Origin of the sequence: Thiemannella venezuelensis (genome assembly GCF_014203605.1) — a bacterium.
Classification (GTDB): domain Bacteria; phylum Actinomycetota; class Actinomycetes; order Streptosporangiales; family Streptosporangiaceae; genus Planomonospora_A; species Planomonospora_A venezuelensis.
This window is the reverse complement of sequence record NZ_JACHJJ010000025.1, coordinates 1-18,373: the sequence shown is the minus strand read 5'-3', so window position 1 is coordinate 18,373 and position 18,373 is coordinate 1. Positions and strand designations below refer to the sequence as shown.

The 18,373-nt window shown below is 68.3% G+C and carries 21 protein-coding genes and 1 other RNA gene; 8 read left to right on the top strand and 14 right to left on the bottom strand.

Features of this window, described 5'->3' with window-relative positions; genetic code table 11:
* Positions 1-53: 53 nt before the first annotated feature.
* The gene (locus FHS22_RS29185) at positions 54-1,493 is read right to left on the bottom strand and encodes a flavin-containing monooxygenase (RefSeq protein WP_184946908.1); all 1,440 of its coding nucleotides are present in this window, start codon (positions 1,491-1,493) and stop codon (positions 54-56) included.
* Positions 1,494-1,659: 166 nt separating this feature from the next.
* Here FHS22_RS29185 and FHS22_RS29180 point away from each other — a divergent pair, with 166 nt between their 5' ends.
* The 5 genes from FHS22_RS29180 (at position 1,660) to rnpB (ending at position 6,027) form a co-directional block, all read left to right on the top strand.
* Positions 1,660-2,526 carry a Nif3-like dinuclear metal center hexameric protein gene (locus tag FHS22_RS29180; protein WP_184946907.1) on the top strand — a complete coding sequence of 289 codons (867 nt, stop codon included), beginning with the start codon at positions 1,660-1,662 and terminating at the stop codon, positions 2,524-2,526.
* A 56-nt stretch (positions 2,527-2,582) separates the two neighbouring features.
* Complete coding sequence (locus tag FHS22_RS39695; RefSeq protein WP_420830028.1) at positions 2,583-3,455, top strand: RRXRR domain-containing protein; 873 nt, start codon at positions 2,583-2,585, stop codon at positions 3,453-3,455.
* 61 nt (positions 3,456-3,516) lie between these two features.
* Positions 3,517-4,257: a zinc ribbon domain-containing protein gene (locus tag FHS22_RS29170; RefSeq protein WP_184946898.1), complete on the top strand. Its 741-nt coding sequence runs from the start codon at positions 3,517-3,519 to the stop codon at positions 4,255-4,257.
* Complete coding sequence (locus FHS22_RS29165) at positions 4,254-5,555, top strand: bifunctional RNase H/acid phosphatase (protein WP_184946896.1); 1,302 nt, start codon at positions 4,254-4,256, stop codon at positions 5,553-5,555. Before FHS22_RS29170 ends, FHS22_RS29165 begins: the two co-directional genes overlap by 4 nt.
* Positions 5,556-5,633: 78 nt before the next feature.
* Positions 5,634-6,027, top strand: an RNA gene (rnpB, locus tag FHS22_RS29160) — RNase P RNA component class A.
* A gap of 31 nt (positions 6,028-6,058) precedes the next feature.
* Here rnpB and FHS22_RS29155 read toward each other — a convergent pair.
* From FHS22_RS29155 to FHS22_RS29120, 9 genes are all read right to left on the bottom strand, one after another.
* A complete protein-coding gene (locus FHS22_RS29155; RefSeq protein ID WP_184946894.1) occupies positions 6,059-7,255 on the bottom strand; it encodes a tyrosine-type recombinase/integrase in 1,197 nt (398 codons plus the stop codon).
* Positions 7,252-7,428 carry a helix-turn-helix transcriptional regulator gene (locus FHS22_RS29150; protein ID WP_184946892.1) on the bottom strand — a complete coding sequence of 59 codons (177 nt, stop codon included), beginning with the start codon at positions 7,426-7,428 and terminating at the stop codon, positions 7,252-7,254. Before FHS22_RS29150 ends, FHS22_RS29155 begins: the two co-directional genes overlap by 4 nt.
* The gene (locus tag FHS22_RS29145) at positions 7,425-8,792 is read right to left on the bottom strand and encodes a replication initiator (RefSeq protein WP_377296086.1); all 1,368 of its coding nucleotides are present in this window, start codon (positions 8,790-8,792) and stop codon (positions 7,425-7,427) included. Before FHS22_RS29145 ends, FHS22_RS29150 begins: the two co-directional genes overlap by 4 nt.
* Positions 8,793-8,889: 97 nt before the next feature.
* Positions 8,890-9,012, bottom strand: a complete 123-nt coding sequence (locus tag FHS22_RS38510; RefSeq protein WP_260408405.1) for a hypothetical protein — start codon at positions 9,010-9,012, stop codon at positions 8,890-8,892.
* Positions 9,009-9,179, bottom strand: coding sequence for a hypothetical protein (locus FHS22_RS29140; protein WP_184946890.1), 171 nt, complete (start codon positions 9,177-9,179; stop codon positions 9,009-9,011). Before FHS22_RS29140 ends, FHS22_RS38510 begins: the two co-directional genes overlap by 4 nt.
* Positions 9,180-9,195: 16 nt before the next feature.
* On the bottom strand, positions 9,196-9,552 hold the full coding sequence (locus FHS22_RS29135; RefSeq protein WP_184946889.1) for a hypothetical protein: 357 nt from the start codon (positions 9,550-9,552) through the stop codon (positions 9,196-9,198).
* 14 nt (positions 9,553-9,566) lie between these two features.
* The gene (locus tag FHS22_RS29130) at positions 9,567-10,217 is read right to left on the bottom strand and encodes a DUF2637 domain-containing protein (protein WP_184946887.1); all 651 of its coding nucleotides are present in this window, start codon (positions 10,215-10,217) and stop codon (positions 9,567-9,569) included.
* A gap of 71 nt (positions 10,218-10,288) precedes the next feature.
* Positions 10,289-11,617: an FtsK/SpoIIIE domain-containing protein gene (locus FHS22_RS29125; protein WP_338048004.1), complete on the bottom strand. Its 1,329-nt coding sequence runs from the start codon at positions 11,615-11,617 to the stop codon at positions 10,289-10,291.
* Positions 11,610-11,948: an SCO3933 family regulatory protein gene (locus FHS22_RS29120; protein ID WP_184946885.1), complete on the bottom strand. Its 339-nt coding sequence runs from the start codon at positions 11,946-11,948 to the stop codon at positions 11,610-11,612. The genes FHS22_RS29125 and FHS22_RS29120 overlap by 8 nt, the downstream gene beginning before the upstream one ends.
* A 144-nt stretch (positions 11,949-12,092) precedes the next feature.
* Between FHS22_RS29120 and FHS22_RS29115 the strand changes: the two genes are divergently transcribed.
* The gene (locus FHS22_RS29115; protein WP_184946883.1) at positions 12,093-12,491 is read left to right on the top strand and encodes a GntR family transcriptional regulator; all 399 of its coding nucleotides are present in this window, start codon (positions 12,093-12,095) and stop codon (positions 12,489-12,491) included.
* 199 nt (positions 12,492-12,690) lie between these two features.
* On the opposite strand, the gene FHS22_RS29110 is transcribed toward FHS22_RS29115, so the two are convergent.
* From FHS22_RS29110 to FHS22_RS29100, 3 genes are all read right to left on the bottom strand, one after another.
* The gene (locus FHS22_RS29110; protein ID WP_184946881.1) at positions 12,691-13,908 is read right to left on the bottom strand and encodes a helix-turn-helix domain-containing protein; all 1,218 of its coding nucleotides are present in this window, start codon (positions 13,906-13,908) and stop codon (positions 12,691-12,693) included.
* Between the two features lie 251 nt (positions 13,909-14,159).
* The gene (locus FHS22_RS29105; RefSeq protein WP_184946879.1) at positions 14,160-14,456 is read right to left on the bottom strand and encodes a hypothetical protein; all 297 of its coding nucleotides are present in this window, start codon (positions 14,454-14,456) and stop codon (positions 14,160-14,162) included.
* 6 nt (positions 14,457-14,462) lie between these two features.
* Positions 14,463-14,672: a hypothetical protein gene (locus FHS22_RS29100; RefSeq protein WP_184946877.1), complete on the bottom strand. Its 210-nt coding sequence runs from the start codon at positions 14,670-14,672 to the stop codon at positions 14,463-14,465.
* A gap of 96 nt (positions 14,673-14,768) precedes the next feature.
* On the opposite strand from FHS22_RS29100, the gene FHS22_RS39390 reads away from it, so the two are divergent.
* Entirely contained in the window at positions 14,769-15,002 is a 234-nt protein-coding gene (locus tag FHS22_RS39390) for a GntR family transcriptional regulator (RefSeq protein ID WP_184946876.1), read from the top strand.
* Positions 15,003-15,020: 18 nt separating this feature from the next.
* The gene (locus tag FHS22_RS29090) at positions 15,021-15,713 is read left to right on the top strand and encodes a hypothetical protein (protein WP_184946874.1); all 693 of its coding nucleotides are present in this window, start codon (positions 15,021-15,023) and stop codon (positions 15,711-15,713) included.
* Positions 15,714-16,104: 391 nt separating this feature from the next.
* Here the strand turns inward: FHS22_RS29090 and FHS22_RS29085 are convergent, their stop codons facing one another.
* Entirely contained in the window at positions 16,105-17,862 is a 1,758-nt protein-coding gene (locus FHS22_RS29085) for a hypothetical protein (RefSeq protein ID WP_184946872.1), read from the bottom strand.
* Between the last annotated feature and the right edge of the window lie 511 nt (positions 17,863-18,373).

Below are 18,373 nucleotides of genomic sequence, written 5' to 3'. Positions count from 1 at the left end.
GACCCTACCGGCCCGGCGGCGCCGTGACATCCGGCCCGCGCCCGTCCCGCCGCTCAGCGCGCGAAGCGGAACGCCGCCGGGCGCGGCGCCCGGGTGAGCCGCCGGTAGAGCGGGGTCGGGCCCGGCCAGTTGTTGGTCACCCGGCCCGCCGCGTTCTTGTACCAGCTCGCGCAGCCCGCCTGCCAGACCATGCCGTCCATGGCCCGCTCCAGGCTCCGCCGCCAGGACTCCATCGCCTCCGGCCGCACCTCCATCGGCCCCCGGTCCGCCAGGTACGGCAGGCAGCCCATGATGTAGCGGACCTGGCACTCGATCATGAAGACGATCGAGTTGTGGCCGAGGTTGGTGTTGGGCCCGTAGAGCAGGAACAGGTTCGGGAAGTGCGGAACCGCGATGCCGAGGTAGGCCTCGGCGCCGTCCTTCCACTCGTCGCCGAGGCGGCGGCCCTGCCTGCCGGTGATCTCGACCGGGGACAGGAAATCGGTGGTCCGGAAACCGGTCGCGTAGACGATCACGTCGGCCTCGCGGAGCCCGGCCGAGGTCTCCACGCCCTCCGGGACGATCCGGGTGATCCGGTCGGTGACGACGTCCACGTCCGGCCGGGTCAGCGCGGGGTAGAACTTGCTGTCGATGATGACCCGCTTGCAGCCGATCGGGTAGTCCGGGGTGAGCCTGGCCCGCAGCCCGGCGTCGGGGACCTGGTCGTTCAGGTGCTCCAGGGCGCGCTTGCGCAGCAGGCCGGCGCTCCATCCGCCCGCGAGGGCCTGGTAGAGGGTGCCCTCGGCGTAACGGTAGATCCACTCGCGGTAGGCCCGCTGCACGAGCGGCACGCGGTGGAACGCCGTCTGCGTCAGGGGGCCGAACGCGGCGTCCGGCTTGGGGATCACCCAGTTGGGGGTCCGCTGGAAGACGTCCAGGTGCGCGGCGGCCTCGGCCACCGGCGGGATGAGCTGGGCGGCCGACGACCCGCTCCCGATCACGGCCACCCGCCTGCCGGTCAGGTCCGTCGCGTGGTCCCAGCGGGCGGAGTGGAACGACGGGCCGGCGAAGGAGGACCCGCCGGGGATCTCGGGCAGGTGCGGCCGGTTGAGCTGGCCCACGGCCGAGACCACCACGTCGAACAGCTCCTCGCCGCCGTCGGTGCGCACCCGCCACCTGCCCAGCGCCTCGTCGAAGGCGGCCGAGACGACCTCGGTGTTCAGCCGCAGGTGCGGGCGCACGCCGTACTTGTCGGCGCACATCTCCAGGTAGGCGAGGATCTCCGGCTGGCCGGGGTAGCGGCGGGTCCAGCTGGAGTAGCGCTCGAAGGAGTAGGAGTACAGGTGGGAGGGGATGTCGCAGCCCGCTCCCGGATAGGTGTTGTCGCGCCAGGTGCCCCCGACGTCGTGGCCCTTCTCGAAGACCGTGTAGGAGTCGATGCCGGCCTGCTGGAGCCGGATGGCCATGCACAGCCCGCCGAACCCGGCACCGATGATCGCGACAGCAGGACCCATTGCGCAGCCCTCCGGGGGGAAGTCAGGATTCACTTACACTAGGCGATCCGCGCCCGCTCGGGAACAGGCCGCCCGGGGTCCTTCCCGGCCGGGATCCCCGGGGGCGCCCGCGCCCCCGGGGGCGGGATCCGCGCCCGCCCCGGGGACGGGCCGGTAGTCTGCGCACGTGCCTACGCTTGCCGACGTCATCAGAGAGCTCGAATCCCGGTACGACCCCCGGTGGGCGGAGTCGTGGGACGCGGTCGGGCTCGTCTGCGGCGACCCGTCCCAGCCGGTGAGGAAGGTCCTGTTCGCGGTGGACCCGGTGGCGGCCGTCGCCGACGAGGCGCTCTCCTGGGGCGCCGACCTGATCGTCACGCACCACCCGCTCTACCTGCGCGGCACCACGAGCGTGGCCGCCACCACCTTCAAGGGCCGCCTGGTCCACACCCTGATCAAGAACGACGTCGCCCTCTACACCGCCCACACCAACGCCGACGTCGCCGACCCCGGCGTCTCCGACGCCCTGGCCCGCGCGGTCGGCCTGACCGGCCCGCTGGTCCCGCTGAGCCCCTCCGCGGACGACCCCCGGCGCGGCCTCGGCCGCATCGGCTCCCTGCCGTCCCCCATGCCCCTGCGCGACTTCGTGCGGCAGGCCGCCGCCGGGCTGCCCGGCACGGCGGGCGGGCTGCGCGTCGCCGGGGACCTCGACCGCGAGGTCCTGCGGGTCGCGGTGAGCGGCGGAGCGGGCGACTCCCTGCTCGGCACGGCCCGCGCCGCCGGAGTGGACGTGTTCCTCACCGCCGACCTGCGCCACCACCCGGCGAGCGAGTTCATCGAGGCGGGCAGCGGTCCCGCCCTGGTCGACGCGGCGCACTGGGCCACCGAGTGGCCCTGGCTGGCCGAGGCGGCGCGGCTGCTGACGTCCGGGACGGCCGCCGGTGGGATTAATGTTGAGACGCGCGTCTCCGAGACGGTCACGGACGCCTGGATCACAACAGCAAAGTGCGAGGAACTCACGTCAAGGACCCCCGGTCTGAAGGCCGGGGCTTGAGATCTCGGCTCTGCCGAGATCTCAAGCCCGCATTGACCAGCCCCAGCCATCAGCGAATGGAGGTGCCATTGATGGCTACGTCCGATGCACGACAGCGGACCCACCGGCGGGTGCTTCCTCAGCCCGCCGCTCTGGAATGCACGGGAGCAGACACCCCGGGTCGGGACGGAACGGCCCGTGCAGATCTGACCGGAAACGGTCGGGTACCGGGTATCGGACATGGGCGAGGGGAGACCCGTACGCGCCGCACCCGCGCGCACGGGCGTCACCCCGAGACGGCCACGGCCGCCGAGGGAGACCGGGGCCTTACCGCCCCACATGTTTTCGTTTTGGACAAGAACGGCGATCCGTTGATGCCGTGCCATCCGGCCCGCGCCCGCAAACTCCTGGCCTCAGGGCGAGCGGTGGTTCACCGGCACACGCCGTTCGTCATCCGCCTCACAGACCGCACGGTGGCCGAGTCGGTCGTGCCAGGGGTGGAGGCCGGCCTGCCCGTGTACACCGGCTCGGGTGGACGGACCAAGTGGAACCGTTCGCGGACCGGTGCACCCAAGTCCCATACCCTGGACGCCCTGCACGTCGGCGACCTGGGGAACGTCACCGCCTGGCCGGCAGCCGTACTCACCGCAGCCGCGACCGGGCGCGGCTCCTACGCCCGCACCGCGCCGAACCGTTACGGGTTTCCCCGGCTGCGGCTGCTCCGCGTCAAGCAGATACACGGGTTCGCGACACCGGGGACCTGGTCCGGGCGGTCGTCCCGGCGGGAAAGAAGGCCGGGGTCCATACGGGGCGGGTCGCGGTCCGCACCACCGGCTACTTCAATATCAGCACCGTCCGCGGTCTGGTCCAAGGCATCGGCCACCGGCACGTGCGGCTGCTGCAAAGAGCCGACGGCTACGGCTACACCACGATTGAGGAAGCCACTATGACCACCCGTTCCGTATTTTCTCCCCGGCCTGAAGGCCGGGGCCTCCCCGCTGGAGATAACTGGTGAAAGCAGCCCCGGCAGCCCAGAAGCGCCTGCTCGACCTGGCCGAACTCGACTCCGTGATCGACCGGCTGGCCCACCGCCGCCGGACCCTGCCCGAGCTGGCCGAGATCGACGAGCTCGCCGCCCGCGTGGCCCGGCTGGCGACCCAGGTGATCGCCGCCGAGACCGAGGCGGGAGACCTCGCCAGGGAGCAGGCCAAGGCCGAGAGCGACGTCGACTCGGTCCGCATCCGCGCCGAGCGGGACCAGAAGCGCCTCGACTCCGGCCAGGTCTCCTCGCCGAAGGACCTGGCCAGCCTCCAGTCGGAGATCGTCTCGCTGGCCCGCCGCCAGGGCGACCTGGAGGAGGTCGTTCTGGAGATCATGGAGCGCAGGGAGAGCGCCGACGCGCAGGTGGCGAAGCTGGCCGCGGAGCGCGACGAGCTCGCCGCCGCCCGCGGCGCCGCCGAGGACCGCAGGGACGCCGCCTTCGCCGAGATCGACAAGGAGAGCGCGGAGGTCAAGGGCGGTCGCGCGGCCGTCGTGGCCGACATCCCCGCCGACCTGCTGGCGCTGTACGAGAAGCTCCGCGAGCAGTCGGGCGTGGGCGCCGCGATGCTCCAGGGCGGCCGCTGCCTCGGCTGCCGGACGAGCCTGTCGATCGCCGACATCAACCGGATCAAGGCCGCCGCGCACGACGAGGTGGTCCGCTGCGAGGAGTGCCGCCGGATCCTGGTCCGCACGCCCGAGTCGGGCCTGTGACCTCCTACGTCGTCGAGGCCGACGGCGGATCCCGGGGCAATCCCGGGCCCGCCGGGTACGGCGCGGTGGTCAGGGACGCCGCCGACGGCCAGATCCTCGTCGAGGACGCCGCGGCGATCGGCACCGCCACCAACAACGTCGCCGAGTACCGCGGGCTGGTCGCCGGCCTGCGGGCCCTGCTGGAACTGGCCGGTGACGGGGCCGCGGCCGAGGTCCGGATGGACTCCAAACTGGTCATCGAGCAGATGGCCGGCCGCTGGAAGATCAAGAACGAGGGGCTGCGCCCGCTCGCGATGGAGGCCGGGGCGCTGGCCCGCAGGCTCCGGGTCACCTGGCGCTGGATCCCCCGGGAGAAGAACCGGGAGGCCGACCGGCTGGCCAACGAGGCCATGGACGCCGCCGCGAAGGGCCTCCCCTGGCACTCGGCGGCCTCCGCCGTCCCCGGCCGTCCCGCCGCAGGCCCGCCGGCCTCCGGAGACGGGCTCCCGGGCTCCGGAGGAGGGGCGGCCGTCTCCGGCGCCGCGGACGCGGGCCCCGGCACGCAGGCGGTGACCGCCCGGTCCCGGACCGCGGGGGAGGGAATGGCGCAGGAGTCCCTCTTCGACTCCACGGACGTCTCCGAAGCGGCATCGGACGCCCCCGCGGCCGCGGCCAGGGGCACCGGCTGGCGGCCCCCCGCGACCGCCGCCACCACCCTGGTCCTGCTCCGCCACGGCGAGACCCTGCTCTCCGTCGAGCGCCGCTTCTCCGGGCTCGGCGACCCCGAGCTCACCCCCGACGGCGTCGCCCAGGCCGAGGCCGCGGCCGACAGGCTCTCGCGGGAGCCGTACGGCGTGCAGGTGATCGTCAGCTCCCCTCTCCGGAGGGCCCGCACCACCGCCGAGGCCGTCGCCGCCAGGACCGGCCTGGAGGTGACCGTCGAAGAGGACCTGCGGGAGGCCGACTTCGGCGACTGGGAGGGCTGCACCTTCACCGAGATCCAGCGGCGCTGGCCGGACGAGCTCGCGGCCTGGCTCGCCGACCCATCCGTCGCGCCGCCGGGCGGGGAGAGCTTCGAGACGGTGGCCCGGCGGGTGCGGGCGGCCGGGGACAGGATCGCCGAACGATACGAGGGCAGGACGGTCCTCGCCGTCTCCCACGTCACGCCGATCAAGACGCTGCTCCGGTTCGCGCTGCTGGCTCCGCCCGCCGCGCTGTACCGCATGCACCTCGACCTGGCCTGCGTCTCGGTGATCGAGTACTACGCCGACGGGCCCGCCGTGGTGAAGGCGTTCAACGACACCTCGCACCTGCGCTGACGGCGAGGATGCGAGCCCGCGGGCCCGCCGTCCGGGTGGGGCCCGTCCGGGAGCCGCTAAGCTTGGCGGTACGGCGGACGAGCCGGCCGGGCGGCCGCGTCGGGTCTTCACGAAGGCCCGCCGAGGAAGGTCCGGGCTCCACAGGGCAGGGTGGTCGGTAACGCCGACCCGGGGTGACCCGCGGGACAGTGCCACAGAGAGCAGACCGCCCCTCCTCGAGGGGGGTAAGGGTGAAAGGGTGGTGTAAGAGACCACCAGCGCCCACGGTGACGTGGGCGGCTAGGTAAACCCCACCCGGAGCAAGGTCAAGAAGGGACGCCCTCCGGGGCGTCCCGCGCGCGGCGCCTGAGGGCGGCCCGCCCGAGCCGCGCGGGTAGACCGCTTGAGGCCGCCGGCAACGGCGGTCCTAGATGGATGGTCGCCCCTTCGCGCGAGCGAAGGACAAAACCCGGCCTACAGGCCGACTCGTCCGCCCCACCCGCCCCTGACCTGCGGCGGAACCCTCACCCGGGAAGATCGAAGCCCTGAGAGGGCACATCGGGGGCACATCCGGCGGACCCGAGCGCCGAGGCGAAGGCGTTGTCCAGCGCCGTCCGCGCCCGCTCGGAGGCCTCCGGGACCAGGTGCCCGTACAGGTCCACGGTCGTCGTGATGGACTCGTGCCCGAGCCACCGGGACACCTCGGAGATCGGCACGCCCTCGGCGAGCGCCGTACTGGCGAAGGTGTGCCGCAGATCGTGGAACGTCATGTCCGCCGGCACCCCGGCCGCGAGGATCGCGGGCCGCAGGACGTCGGCGTTGAAGTAGTCGCGCCGGATCAGATTGCCGCGCGTCGTCCGGAACAGCACGTCCTCGGGTTCGCACCGGTCGATGTGCTCGGCCAGCGCGTCGGCGAGAACGGCCGGCACCGGGACGTCGCGGACGGAGGCCCGCGTCTTCGGCGGGGCCAGCACCGGACGCCGGTCGATCACCACGACCTGCTGGTCCACCGTCAGCATGCCCTCGGCGAAGTCGATCCGGTCGACGGCCAGGCCGAGGGCCTCACCCTGCCGGAGACCGGCCGCGGCACCCAGGAGGACCAGCGGCGCGTACTCGGGCCGCATGGCCCGGTAGAGCGCGATCACCTCGGCGGGGGAGAGGAGCCGGATCGTGGTCTTGTCCGGCTCCGGCAAGCGGATGTCGACACAGGGAGAACGGCGGATCATGCCGTCCCGCACGGCACCGCGCATGACGCTGGAGAAGATCACATAGACGGTCTCGACCGTACGCGGCGCCAGGCCCTTCACGTGGAGGTCCTTCACCCACCGCTGCACGGCGGTGGGCCGTATGGAGATCAGCGGGACCAGGCCGAAGACCGGGTTGATGTGGTTCTTCAGGTGCCCGGCGTAGGTCATCGCGGTCCCGGGCTTGTGCAGCCGCGACGCCATCCACGTCTGCGCGTACACCTGGAACCTGGTCTGCCCGAGCTTGGGGTCGATCCACTCGCCGCGCGGCTCGTCGGCACGGCGTGTCACGTCGAAGCGGTCGGCGTCGGCCTTCCGCTCGAAGTTGCGCTTGAGCTGCTGGCCCTTCTCGTCGCGGTAGCGGACCTGCCAGCGTGCTCCCTGGCCGTGCTTGGCGGTCGGCACGCGCTTGTGCTCGGAGCACTTCGCCTCTCCGGGCTCGGGGCGGGACTTGTGCCACCGGTCGTAGACGGTCATGTCTGCTCCCGGACCCAGACGTACACGTCCTCGGGGAGGTAGCGCAGGTGCTTGCCGATCCGCCGGCCGGGTGGGCCGATCCGCTTGCAGCGCCACTGGTAGAGGGTCCCGACCGGCACGCCGAGGTACTCGGCGACCTCCTCCACCGTCCAGAGCCGGTCCGTCGTCTTCATCGCGAGCCCCCGGGATCGGCCAGGGGGACGCCGGTCAACGCTGCGGCGAGGAGCGCGTCACCGAGGGAGTAGCCCTGTCCGGCGTACTCCCATTCGGCGATCACGAGGACGGTGTCCTCCTCGAAGAGGGGGAGCCGTCCGGTGGTGACCGCTTCGGCCCGCATGTGCTCGGCGCGTTCCTCGCGGATCTGCCCGAAGGTGGTGGAGTAGCGGCGGGACTTGGTGGAGAAGTGGCCGCGGAAGCCCAGCATGTGCGCCCACTGGGTCAGCCGTAGCTCGGCCAGGCCGTCGAGGGCGCCCAGGCGGAAGCACTCGGCGATGAGCCGCCGGGCATGCTCGCGGATGGGCAGCGCGTCCAGGTCGTCAAGGGGGCTGATGCGCCGGTCGAGGGTGCCGACGCACTCGGCGGCCTTGGTGGCGTACTTGGCGATGTAGCCGGCCACCGCCTGATCGGTCAGTTCCCCGCCCATCGTGATCGGGCGGACGTCGAGCTGAGCTCCCCAGCGCAGTACCCGCGCCGGTTCACCCTCGGCGGCCGGGACCGGCACGGAGACGGCCGAGGCAGCGTGCCGGACGGCGTCCGCCAGGGCGTCGGCCGTCGCCCAGGCCGGAGGCGAGGCGGTGGGTCCGTCGGGGCCGTCGAGGCGGATGACGGCGTGGAAGTGCACGACGCCGCGCCGCTGGTACTCGGCGACCTTGGCGAAGGACACCGTCACCTGCTCGCGCAGCTCCCGAACGGTCAGGCCCGCGGTCTTGGCCAGGCGGCGGCGCAGGGCCAGGGTGAAGCGTCGCCACAGCTCCGGCGACAGGGCGTTGAACAGGACCGAGCCCGCGTAGTCGTAGCAGTCGGGGCAGAGCGGTTCGCCGAGGGAGGTCTCTTCGGTGCCGTGGCGGGCGGTGCAGGACATGACCCGCCCATGCGGGCAGGTGGCCGCGTCGCGGCGGGCGTGGCAGGGCAGGACCGTGCCGTTCTTCTCCCGGCGGGTGTGGACGACGCCGAAGGACGGGGTGGTCAGGGTGACGAACAGACACGGGTGAGCGGTCACGCTTTCGGGCACGCCCTTGCCGCCGGCCAGGCCCGCGCGGATCAACTGGTAGGTGTCGGCGCGGTAGACCTCGGCGCAGGCCGGGCAGCGCGAGGCCCGGCGGGTCTTGCACGGGACCCGGAGCACGCCGCCGGGTTCGGTGCGGGTGCTGTAGGAGTGGAGGAGTTCACCGGTCGCGCGGTCGATGTGCTGGACCTTGCCGCGCAGGTGGATCGGCTGTCGGCAGCCGCCGGTGGCGCGGACCTGGGAGGCCCAGCGGGCGTAGTGGGGATCGTTGAGCCGGGAGACCATCCCGGCTACGGCGTGCGGGTGGGGCAAGATGGGTTCCGTCCTATCCAGAGGTGATCTGTGAGGGATGGCCCCCGGCCTGGCGCGGAACTTGGCGGTTGTGCGGCCAGGCGGGGGGCGCTTACGGCTATGCGCCGTGGTTGTCGATTCCGGTCCCGTGGCAGTCGGGGCAGGTCTCGCCGTCTCCGGTGACGCCGGTCCCGTTGCAGGTGCCGCAGCGGCAGCGGAGCACCGGGAGGAGTTCGGTCATCGGGCGCCTCTGATCTCGCGCGGGATGATGTTGACGAAGACCCGGTAGTTCCGGGGGCGGGTGCGGTCGGGGTAGGCCCGCGAGACCGAGGTCACGGTGAAGATCTCGCGGAGGCGGAACATGCTGTAGGTGATCTCGGCGTGGGTGCCGTCGAGGCGGATGCGCATGGTGGTTGTCCTTCGGTCAGGCGGCGTGTGCCGGGTCGGAATCAGGGGTGACGCAGCCGTGGTAGCTGCTGAGGGCGCCGTACCGGGCGCGGGCGTCGGCCAGGATCGCGGCGATCTCGTAGCGGAGCGGCCCGAAGGGCAGAGTGATCATGTAGTGGCCGTACGGCAGGGGTGCCGGGTCGATCCGGGCGCCGCACAGGCCGGCGATCCGGTCGACCTCCGCGCACATTTCGGCGTCCGTCGCCTGCTCGGGAAAGTAGGTGATCGCCGTCGACTGGCGAGGGACGGGGATGCCGGGGTTGGCCTCGATGAAGTCGGCCAGGTCCCGCAGTCCGGTGATGAACGCCGCGCGGCGTGTCGGGTCGGTGGGCATGGGTGCGTTTCCTTTCACAGGGCGTCCGGCGCGGTCCGCAGGTGGCGGAGCAGGTCGGAGGCGAGTTGGTCGGACACGCCCAGGCGGGCGCGCAGGAGGTCGCAGGTGATCGGCTTTCCGTGCTTGGCGTGGTGCTCGTCGACGATCCGCCGGGCGTAGTCGAGGAGGGCCGGGGCCGGCCCCGGAGCGTCGGCCTGGTGGTCGTCGGCGGCCGGGGCGATGGCCGGCACCGAAGGTGCCGCAGCGGTCATCGGTGACGGTTCCGGCGACGGGTGAGGACTGGGAGCGGCGGCCCGCCGCTCCAGCATGGAGACGGCCACCAGGAACGCCACCGCGGGGGTTCCGGCGGTCAGCCAGCCCCACACCGAGGGTTCGGCCTGGTGGAGGTTGGCGGCCAGGGACAGCACGATCCCGGCGACGAGGATGAAGGTCGGCCAGGAGAGCGGGCCGGTCCGCTCGCGTCCGGTCTTCTTGTCGCGCTGGCGTTCGCGGGCGGCCATGACACAGGTGAGATCGACGCATACGGCCACGGCCCAGGCCATCCAGCCGGTCTGGCCGTGCTCTACGGCGGTCTGGCGGATGTGGGAGAAGGAGCCGGCCCCGGCGATGAGCGCCAGGACGAGGACGGAACCGGAGTCCAGCAGCCAGGAGGCGAGGCGTCGCATGCTCTCTCAGCCCTTCCGAGGTTCCGGGACGATGGCGGCGGGAGTGAGGAACTGGGCAAGGTCGTCATCGGTCATCTCGATCGGCTGAGCGCCGCTGGTGATCTCCTCCAAGGAGGGGTGAGATCGGCGTACATGCGGGCGGCGTGTTCGGCCGCGTGCTCGGAGACGTAGAAGGAGCGGGCGCGGTACCACTGGCCGTCCTGGCCGGCCACGATCGCGACCCCGGATGTCTCGGCGGGGATGGCGCGGGCGGAGACCAGCGCGGCCGGGTCGAGGTCGCCGAGGGTCATGGTCGCGGTCTCCGGATCGTTGACCCGGTGGCAGATGCGGCCCGAGCACTGGGCGCGCAGCGCCGTGACGCCGGGGCCGAGGTCGGAGCCGATGCGCTGGCCGCAGCAGAACAGGTAGATGCCGAAGGCCCGCCCGAGCTGCGCCACCCGCAGCAGCGCCGTCGAGGTACGTGCGATCTCGTCTTTCTCGCTCTTGTCGGCCATCAGGTACAACTCGGCGAGCTCGTCGACCAGGACCACGACCGGCACCGGCCGCAGGTCCGGCGGGAGCTGCCAGATGTTGCGGGCGCCGGCCGTACGGCATGCGGTCATCCGGTCGGCCATCAGGCTCACGAGGTCATCGAGCAGGCCGACGCACTCGGCACGGGACGTGGCCAGCGCCGACAGCCGGGGTGCGTAGGGGGTGAACTCCACGCCGCCCTTGAGGTCGAAGCCGACCAGGGCGACCGGCTGCGGAGCCAGGCCGACGATGAGCGCGTTGGCGAGGTTCGACTTCCCGGATTGCGTCGCCCCGGCGTTCAGCCAGTGCGGCACGGTGCGGAAGTCGATCTCCCACGGTTTGCCGGTCTCCAGCCGTCCCACGGTGACCTTCAGCAGCTCCGACGAGGGCGGGATCTCATCCACCCGCACCAGCGGATCACGCATGGTCGCGGCCAGCACGACCCGGCCGGGCCGGGGCGAGGAGACCCGTACGGCGTGCACCCGCCAGGAGTGCGCGAGCTGTTCGGCCGCTTGGCGGTAGTCGTCGGGGGTCTGCCCTTCGAGGGTGTGGAGCGTGACGCGCCAGCCGTACCGCGTGGGCAGGGGCAGCCACATCCACGGCTTGGTGTCGACCGCGATTCGCTGGAAACGCCGCTTGACCTTCACGACGCCGGTCGAGGAGACCAGGCCGGGGACGGTGGTGAACCAGAAACGCTGCCGCTTCTTGGTCAGGCCGCAGCCGAGGGCGACCTTCCGCCAGGTGGCGCGGACGCTGATCGCCATGAGCGGGTAGCCGACCACCAGCCAGAACGACCGGTAGTGCCAGCGCCGCCAAGCCCACAGGCCGGCCACGGTGACGACCAGAACCACGAGGACATCGAGGAGCGCCAGGAGGAAGCGATCAGACACCGCGCACCTCCGCCGCGGCGGCGGGCAGCATGGCCGACGCCCGGTAGGCGATGCCCCAGCGGCCGGACAGCTCCCAGACGTACCCCACCAGGCCGACCGGGTTGACCTGATCACCGGGGCTGACCGGGGGCTCTCCGACGACGCTGACCTTGACCAGCTCGATCTTGCCGAAGGCGTCCTCCACCGAGCACAGGACCTCGTAGACCGTCTGGCCGCTGGCCTTGTCGGTCTTGATCTCGCCCGTGTCCCTGTTGATGACGCGGGGGCAGGGTGCCTTGACGCAGATGAACTGGAGCCGGGAGACGTCGACGGGGATGGGGATGTTGCGCATGAGGGTGGACCTCCAGAGAATGATTGTTCTGCCTATCAAGATATCTAGATATCTAGAAATGTAAACCGACACAGCTAGGTTGCCTCCATGTTTTGTTACGGGTTGCCCAGAGACCTAGATGCCTAGAACGGCTACTGTGGAGGCATGGGCACCACCGACCGGCGACGGCCTTACCTGCGTATCGCCGACGACATCCGCCGTGAGATAGCCGCCGGCAGGTACGCGGTCGGGGAACAGCTCCCCGTGGCCCGGGAACTCGCCGACAAGTACGGCGTCGCGATGATGACCATCGGCAACGCGCTCGCCGTCCTACGCGACGAAGGACTGATCGAGACCCGCCAGGGGTCCGGCAGCTTCGTTCTCCGCACGCCCGACGAGGAGGCCCCGCGCCCCGCCGTCACCGGAGGTTCGGACGAGGAGCACAGCGAGGAGTTCCTTCTCATCTCCCAGCAGCTCCAGGAGATCCGCGAGCACGTCAAGAAGCTGAGCTTCAGGCTGGACGAGCTAGACGCCCGGACTCGTCCAGATCGACCCGAGCAGTGATCACGAGCGCCCGCCGTTGAAGCTCGGCGAGCTCGGTCGCGATCTCCGCCAGTTCGCGTAGCAGGATCTGCCGTTCGATCTCGTTGAGACCCACGAGTAGTGCCCCATTCATTCGCTTAGGCAGGCCGCGAGCACGACCTGTGGAACCTTCATGGATGGGGAGAGCCAGAGCGCGGACAGGCTCACCGATGAGCTTTGGTCAGGGCAGCCGCATCGCCTGGGCGAGGCCGGCGACCTCACGCTGACGACGATGCTTGCCGCTGTCGCGCAGGTCACGCACGATGTTGCGGACCAGCGGGCGGTTACGGACGTGCTGAGGTGCGATGCGATCCGCGCGGAGCAGCGCTTCCACAGCCTCGTTGTCCTTGCGGTTCATGTGGTAGCCCGCCGCGGTGCAGGTCCAGTAGTGCGCCTGCCTCTCCGACGAGGCGATCTGCGCGATCTCCACCTGCTCCGCCCGCGTGATCACATCCCGGGGGCGCCCCAGCTCCATGCTGACCTCGACCGCGTGAATCGTCGTGTTGACGCGGTTGAACTGGGTCTGGAAGGCGTTGCCGTTCGCCGGCAGGCGCTCGGCGATCTGCCGCGCCTCGGCCAGATGGCTTTCCGCCTCGGTCTGGTCCCACAGCCGCGAGTAGGCGACGGCCGCCCGCAGGTGCAGCGCTCCCCACAGCGCCCGGATCGTGTCGTCACCCGTCCCCACGTACGGCTCAAGCTGATCGAGCGCCGACAGCGCCGCGTTCTTCGCCGGATCAAGCGCCGCCTCGTGGAGCCAGACGCCGCACAGGTCCCAGGACGCGGCGGCGACGAGTTCGGGAGCGCCGACCTGCTGGGCGGCGACGAGCTCCCGCTGTACCGCCGTCCACCCGAGGTCGTGGTGACCGAGGAGGTTGGAGGAGACGCGCGCCATGTGGCAGGCCCGCAGCATCAGCGCCTCCGCCCGGTCCCGGTCGGCCGTCCCGCCCGAGGTGATGAGCAGCAGGTCCGTGATGATGCTCGGCAGCACCTCGCCGAGGGCGGTGAACTTGGCGTCCTGGCGGAGCTGTTCGGCCAGCCGCACGTTCGCCTCCAGCTCGGCCAGGCCCCGCGGTTCCCGGTTGCCCAGGAGCGCGGCCCCGCCCGGCATGGTCGCCTGCTGGAGCGCAAGGCGCAGACCGGGGACCGCCGAGTGCCCGGAGTCGAGGTCGTTGGTCTCGTGCCGGTACGGCTGACCGGTGAGCTCGGCCATCTCCACCCCGAGCGCTTCGGCGAGCTGGCCGACGACGCTCATCCGGTCCAGCGGCAGCCGGCCGTTCTCCACCTTCGACAGCCAGGAGACCGAACGGCCGATCTTCTCCGCGAGGGTGGCCTGATCCCAGCCCTTGCGGTGACGGGCCCGCGCGATCCGCTGGCCCGTCGTCATCTGTTCGGTAGCCACGTTCACCCTCCCTGTCGTCGCTTGCCTCGACGATAAGCCGGGTGATCCGCACCACTGGCAGAAAAACTGCCAGTGGGCAAACGCCTGTAGCCGCAGGTCGGTCGTGACCTGCGGAAATAGACGATGATGAAGTTGCTCGCGACTGCGCGCGGCATGTTCAACGTGCCGTGTCGCGTATTCCGGTTACCGGATCGGTCAGAACATATCCGCTATTTCTATCTCCTCTCAATTCCGGGTGAATCCGAAGGCGGTCATCGGGCCTGTCCGAGGAGGAGCCGCAGCCACAGGCGCTCGGCGTCCCGGATGCGCAGCCACTCGCTCTCATGCACGACCACGCCGTCCGAGCGGTACGTCCGGCGGATGAACGCCAGGCCCCCGCCGAGGCAGAACTCATAGCTGACCGTGTGGTTCGGGCAGGTGTGTTCGCGGATGCGGACCCTGTCCGCGCGGGGAGTCGCCGGCCTCCAGGTCATGCGCTCGTAGGCGGCTTGCAGCGGCGCCAGGTGGAGCGTGTGGTAGCCCTCCGCGGTTCGGCCCTGGTCGCTCATGGCCGCCTACCGCAGGTCCTCTTGCACCTGAAGGAGCTGGATGAAGTCCGCCAGGTCGTCGGCGCAGACCGTGCGCTGAAGGCCGGCGTCGATCTGCTGGTCTGTGAGCGTCTCGCCGCGCCGGGTGGCGTAGAAGGCGCCCGCGTCGCTGCGGAACACCGACCAGGCGGGGAAGACCGCGCGGACTGCGTCGAGGTCGTAGGTCACCGGGGTCATGATCTGACCATAGGTCAACCTGTCCTATCCTGTCTACACCATTCCTAGGAATTGCTGTTCTATGTTCGCAGGTAGGGGCATACCTAGAGTCGTCTTGTGATCGAATGGGACCCCAGGCTCTACAAGTGGGAGCAGATAGCGAACGTCGTCGCCGGGCGGATCAAGGACGGCACCTATCCGCCCCTGACGCTGATCTCTGAGGTGAAGCTTCAGGAGGAGTTCGACGTTGCCCGGGTCACCGTTCGCAAGGCGATGGAGGCCCTGCGCGAGCAAGGGCTGATCACGACCAAGCCCGGCAAGGGATCGATCGTCAGCCCTGCCGAAGACTGATGACCGGACGGGGCACCGGTGACTCTCCACGTTCTTGACGACCCATCGGCCCTGTCGCCGCGGGCACGGAGGTTCATCCGGGAGAAGGGCCGGCGCGAGGACGTACTGACCGCCGAAGAACTTCGCGAGCACTGGCGAAGCTGGGGCAGGAGCGGGCCGCTGATCGACAAAATGGTGGACTACCAGGCCCGCTGGGGCGGGCTTGCCCTCCCCGAACTGGCCGTACCTCTCTACGACGGCGGTGTGGCCGTCATGTACGGAGAGGACCTTGGCGAACTTGAGGAAGCGAGCTGGTGCTTCGGCGCCGGTATGGATCACTACTCGGTTGCCCACTGGTTCTGCGTCGACCCTCAGGGGCGATTCGGCATCTTGTATGAGCACTGGGTAGCCCTCCACTCCTCGGTGTCCGGGTGGATCGAGGCATGCGCCCTTGCCGACGCGGCACAGGCGATGGAGAGGATCGGGACCTGGCGGGGCGAGGAGGCCCGGCGAGCACGGATTCTCACTCATGTGCTCCCAGGGCTGACGCCCGTGCCCGAGGTCGAGGGACTCGCCGACAACTGGTGGCAGGACAACGGGGTGCTCTTCGCCGCCTATGACGGCGAGGCCAGAGTGTTCCGGAGCGAAAGGTCAGCGTTCACCGCCCTCTATGCCGAATCGGAGCATCAGGCGGAGGAGCTCAAAGCCCTGCTCTGTGACCTCGGGCTCTGACGCGGCAGCCCACCATCACGCCGGTAGCAGCCAACAGGAGCAAGATCATTTACTGGCCGCAGCCGTGGATGAGAACTTTCTCTACGTCTTCAAGGGCGGTCCGCTCCGCGGCCCGCCGCGCGTTGGGCGGTCGCCGGCCGCGCTGCGGCTCTTCGGCCGGTCGCGGCCACGCCGCCTACGCGCCTAGGAGTCGAAGAGAACATCCTTAACGTCATGGCGATCACCTGCTTCGGTTCTGATCGCGTGCGGTCGGGACGATCGGCTGCCGCGCGGCTTCCGGTGCTCGGGCCTGGCGGCCCTGTGCTCCGGGTCCGCTTGCCATCGAATGACGCTGGCTGGCGGGGCGGATGAGAGAACGAGCTATGTGCGCAGCAGCGTGCAGTCTCCCTGATTACCGGCCTGCGCTTGGCATAATCCACGGTATGTGCGCTGGCATGTTCCGATTTAGAGCACGGTCGGCAGGGGAGAATCCTGATATGAGGGCAGATGGGGGGGCGTTCTCATGCCACTGGCAATCCCCGGACAGAATTTGGGCAAACATAAGCAACTTCCTTTTTGGTCGATCCCCTTCAAGGAAGGTTGAGGCCACGTTGACTCCGTCGGAGATTAGCCTTACGGTAGTGAGCATTTCGTTTTTCGCTGCGGGATCTGCACTAGCAAGAGAAGGTGTTAGTCGACTCCTTTCCCCGGTTACGTGTGCTGCGGCTAGAGCCAGAATTGTTCCAGCGGAAACGGTGTCATCTTCTCCCGCATTCCTCATGCCGTTCGCAATTAGAGGTAGACTTGCAAACGGTGTGGGGTCAGTACTTTCCCAGAGTCCGCTGGCGACTTTCAAGGCCGCCTCTATAGCGAATCTGTCGATATTTAGTATTGGTCGATCGGGCCCTTGTCTAACTTCCCACAGGTCAATCGAATTGTCCACTTGTGCGGCCATTAAAATGGCTCGAAGCAATGTTTGAATGGACTCAATGGAGATATCTGGTACATCAAGCCGAATACAGGGTCCTCGTTTGCGACCGTCTAGTACGGGTTGGCCAACGTTGCCCATCGTTTGAAGAACGCGGGTCAATCCGTCAAGACTAGTAGAGACAGTTTCATCCCAAGGGTTCAGCTTCGAATTTTGCGCATAGGACACGGCAACTCCGTGTTCGAAACCTTCACAAATGTTCATAGCCGCAATGGATGTATGAAGCAGCTCACCAAGGCTAACTAGCTTGCCATCAAGTATCGCCATCGACTTTTCTGAATCCCAGAGGAAATCCTCATGGGCGATTGCATTGCGCCACTCTGGACGTATTAAAGCAGCCAGCATCTCGCACATCGGAGCGTTGCCTTCGGCGCTGAGTAAGTCTTTGACTGTGGCCAGCGTAACCGTGGTGGGGACTGTCCTGCCAAGGAGCTCTAGGACAACGATAGCGGTCCGCTTCACATCCCCTTCCGAGACGATCTTATACAGGTCTAAAAGTGGTCGCACTTGGTCTTCTGGATGGGCGGCTTCAATATACATTTTCCATGAATTTTTCTTTCCTCGATGTGCAGACAACATCAAGGGTACAGTCTTCACGTGCCGTCCAATGACGATACGAGTGTGATCTAGATCTTCTCTTAATTTATCCGTTATGAAGTCGCGCGCTAGAATTGCGGAATGATGTGCGATCAGCGGTCGATTCGCTGTCGCAAGAGCGACTAGATGCTGACGAAGCTTAACTGTAATGGGCAACAGGCTGTCGACGATTAGGTGTCGCATCTGGTGACGTAATCTCTTATCAAGATTCTCTTGATCTCGGGCCCAAGCCGCTCCGAGACGTGCCCAGCCTGCTACCGGATCACCCTTTCTGAACTCGTCTCCCGACAAGCCTAGGACTCGCTCATATACGTCCTCGTTTTCGTTAACAGGCGAGGAAATTATTATTCTCAATTGATTGGCTAAAGTGTCTGATGTGAGGGCGTGCGATTTAACTGACAGCCATGCAGGGGATTCCCATCCCTGACTCACGCATGCAAACATTTCTCGCACTACCCGAATTACAGATAGGCAAAGATCTTCGGATAGGCTTTTCTGGTCCATGAAATTTTCGGGCGGATTAAATTTGGCGATCTCGAATTTGGTATATGCAATTCTATTTGCTGCCGTGGCGAGTAGCCTCATTAGGCCAGGAAGTCGCTTCCCGATTGTTCGGCCTGAGGTGGAAGTGATCGAAGCTAAACTATTTATTATTTCCTTAGTCTGATGCCACTGTTTGATTAATTGAGCATCCTCAAGGACGGTCCTCCATTGAGCAGACGTGAGCGGTACGAATGCCTCTCGTTGTCGACTCCCGTCCACCGGTGAGGGGAGAGAGAGGTGAAGATTCCGAATCAGAGCACGAGTCGCCTCCCGCACCTCATGTTGCACTTCACCCAGGTCTTGAGGCAGGTTCACTTCCATAACCGTAGGATGGCATTGCGGTCGTGCTTGTGTCTCCTGTTTTCGAGGGAGTTGAGGGGAGAAGCTTGACCTTAAGCTCCCCCCACAAGGTGATCAACGGTGATGTCGTGGTGGGGCTCCACACCGTTGGTGATTTCTGGAGTTGACCCGGTTTGGTGGACACCTGACCTCTGGGGAACCCTGGTTCCCGGAAGAAGGAGTCCACTGTGCCGAACAACTATCCGCCGGAGTT

Coding starts and splice junctions, on each gene's coding strand:
- FHS22_RS29185 (WP_184946908.1), bottom strand. CDS start 1,493: ATGGGTCCTGCTGTCGCGATCATCGGTGCCGGGTTCGGCGGGCTGTGC.
- FHS22_RS39695 (WP_420830028.1), top strand. CDS start 2,583: ATGGAGGTGCCATTGATGGCTACGTCCGATGCACGACAGCGGACCCAC.
- FHS22_RS29155 (WP_184946894.1), bottom strand. CDS start 7,255: ATGACCGTCTACGACCGGTGGCACAAGTCCCGCCCCGAGCCCGGAGAG.
- FHS22_RS29150 (WP_184946892.1), bottom strand. CDS start 7,428: ATGAAGACGACGGACCGGCTCTGGACGGTGGAGGAGGTCGCCGAGTAC.
- FHS22_RS38510 (WP_260408405.1), bottom strand. CDS start 9,012: ATGACCGAACTCCTCCCGGTGCTCCGCTGCCGCTGCGGCACCTGCAAC.
- FHS22_RS29140 (WP_184946890.1), bottom strand. CDS start 9,179: ATGCGCATCCGCCTCGACGGCACCCACGCCGAGATCACCTACAGCATG.
- FHS22_RS29135 (WP_184946889.1), bottom strand. CDS start 9,552: ATGCCCACCGACCCGACACGCCGCGCGGCGTTCATCACCGGACTGCGG.
- FHS22_RS29130 (WP_184946887.1), bottom strand. CDS start 10,217: ATGCGACGCCTCGCCTCCTGGCTGCTGGACTCCGGTTCCGTCCTCGTC.
- FHS22_RS29120 (WP_184946885.1), bottom strand. CDS start 11,948: ATGCGCAACATCCCCATCCCCGTCGACGTCTCCCGGCTCCAGTTCATC.
- FHS22_RS29115 (WP_184946883.1), top strand. CDS start 12,093: ATGGGCACCACCGACCGGCGACGGCCTTACCTGCGTATCGCCGACGAC.
- FHS22_RS29105 (WP_184946879.1), bottom strand. CDS start 14,456: ATGAGCGACCAGGGCCGAACCGCGGAGGGCTACCACACGCTCCACCTG.
- FHS22_RS29100 (WP_184946877.1), bottom strand. CDS start 14,672: ATGACCCCGGTGACCTACGACCTCGACGCAGTCCGCGCGGTCTTCCCC.
- FHS22_RS29085 (WP_184946872.1), bottom strand. CDS start 17,862: ATGAGGCTACTCGCCACGGCAGCAAATAGAATTGCATATACCAAATTC.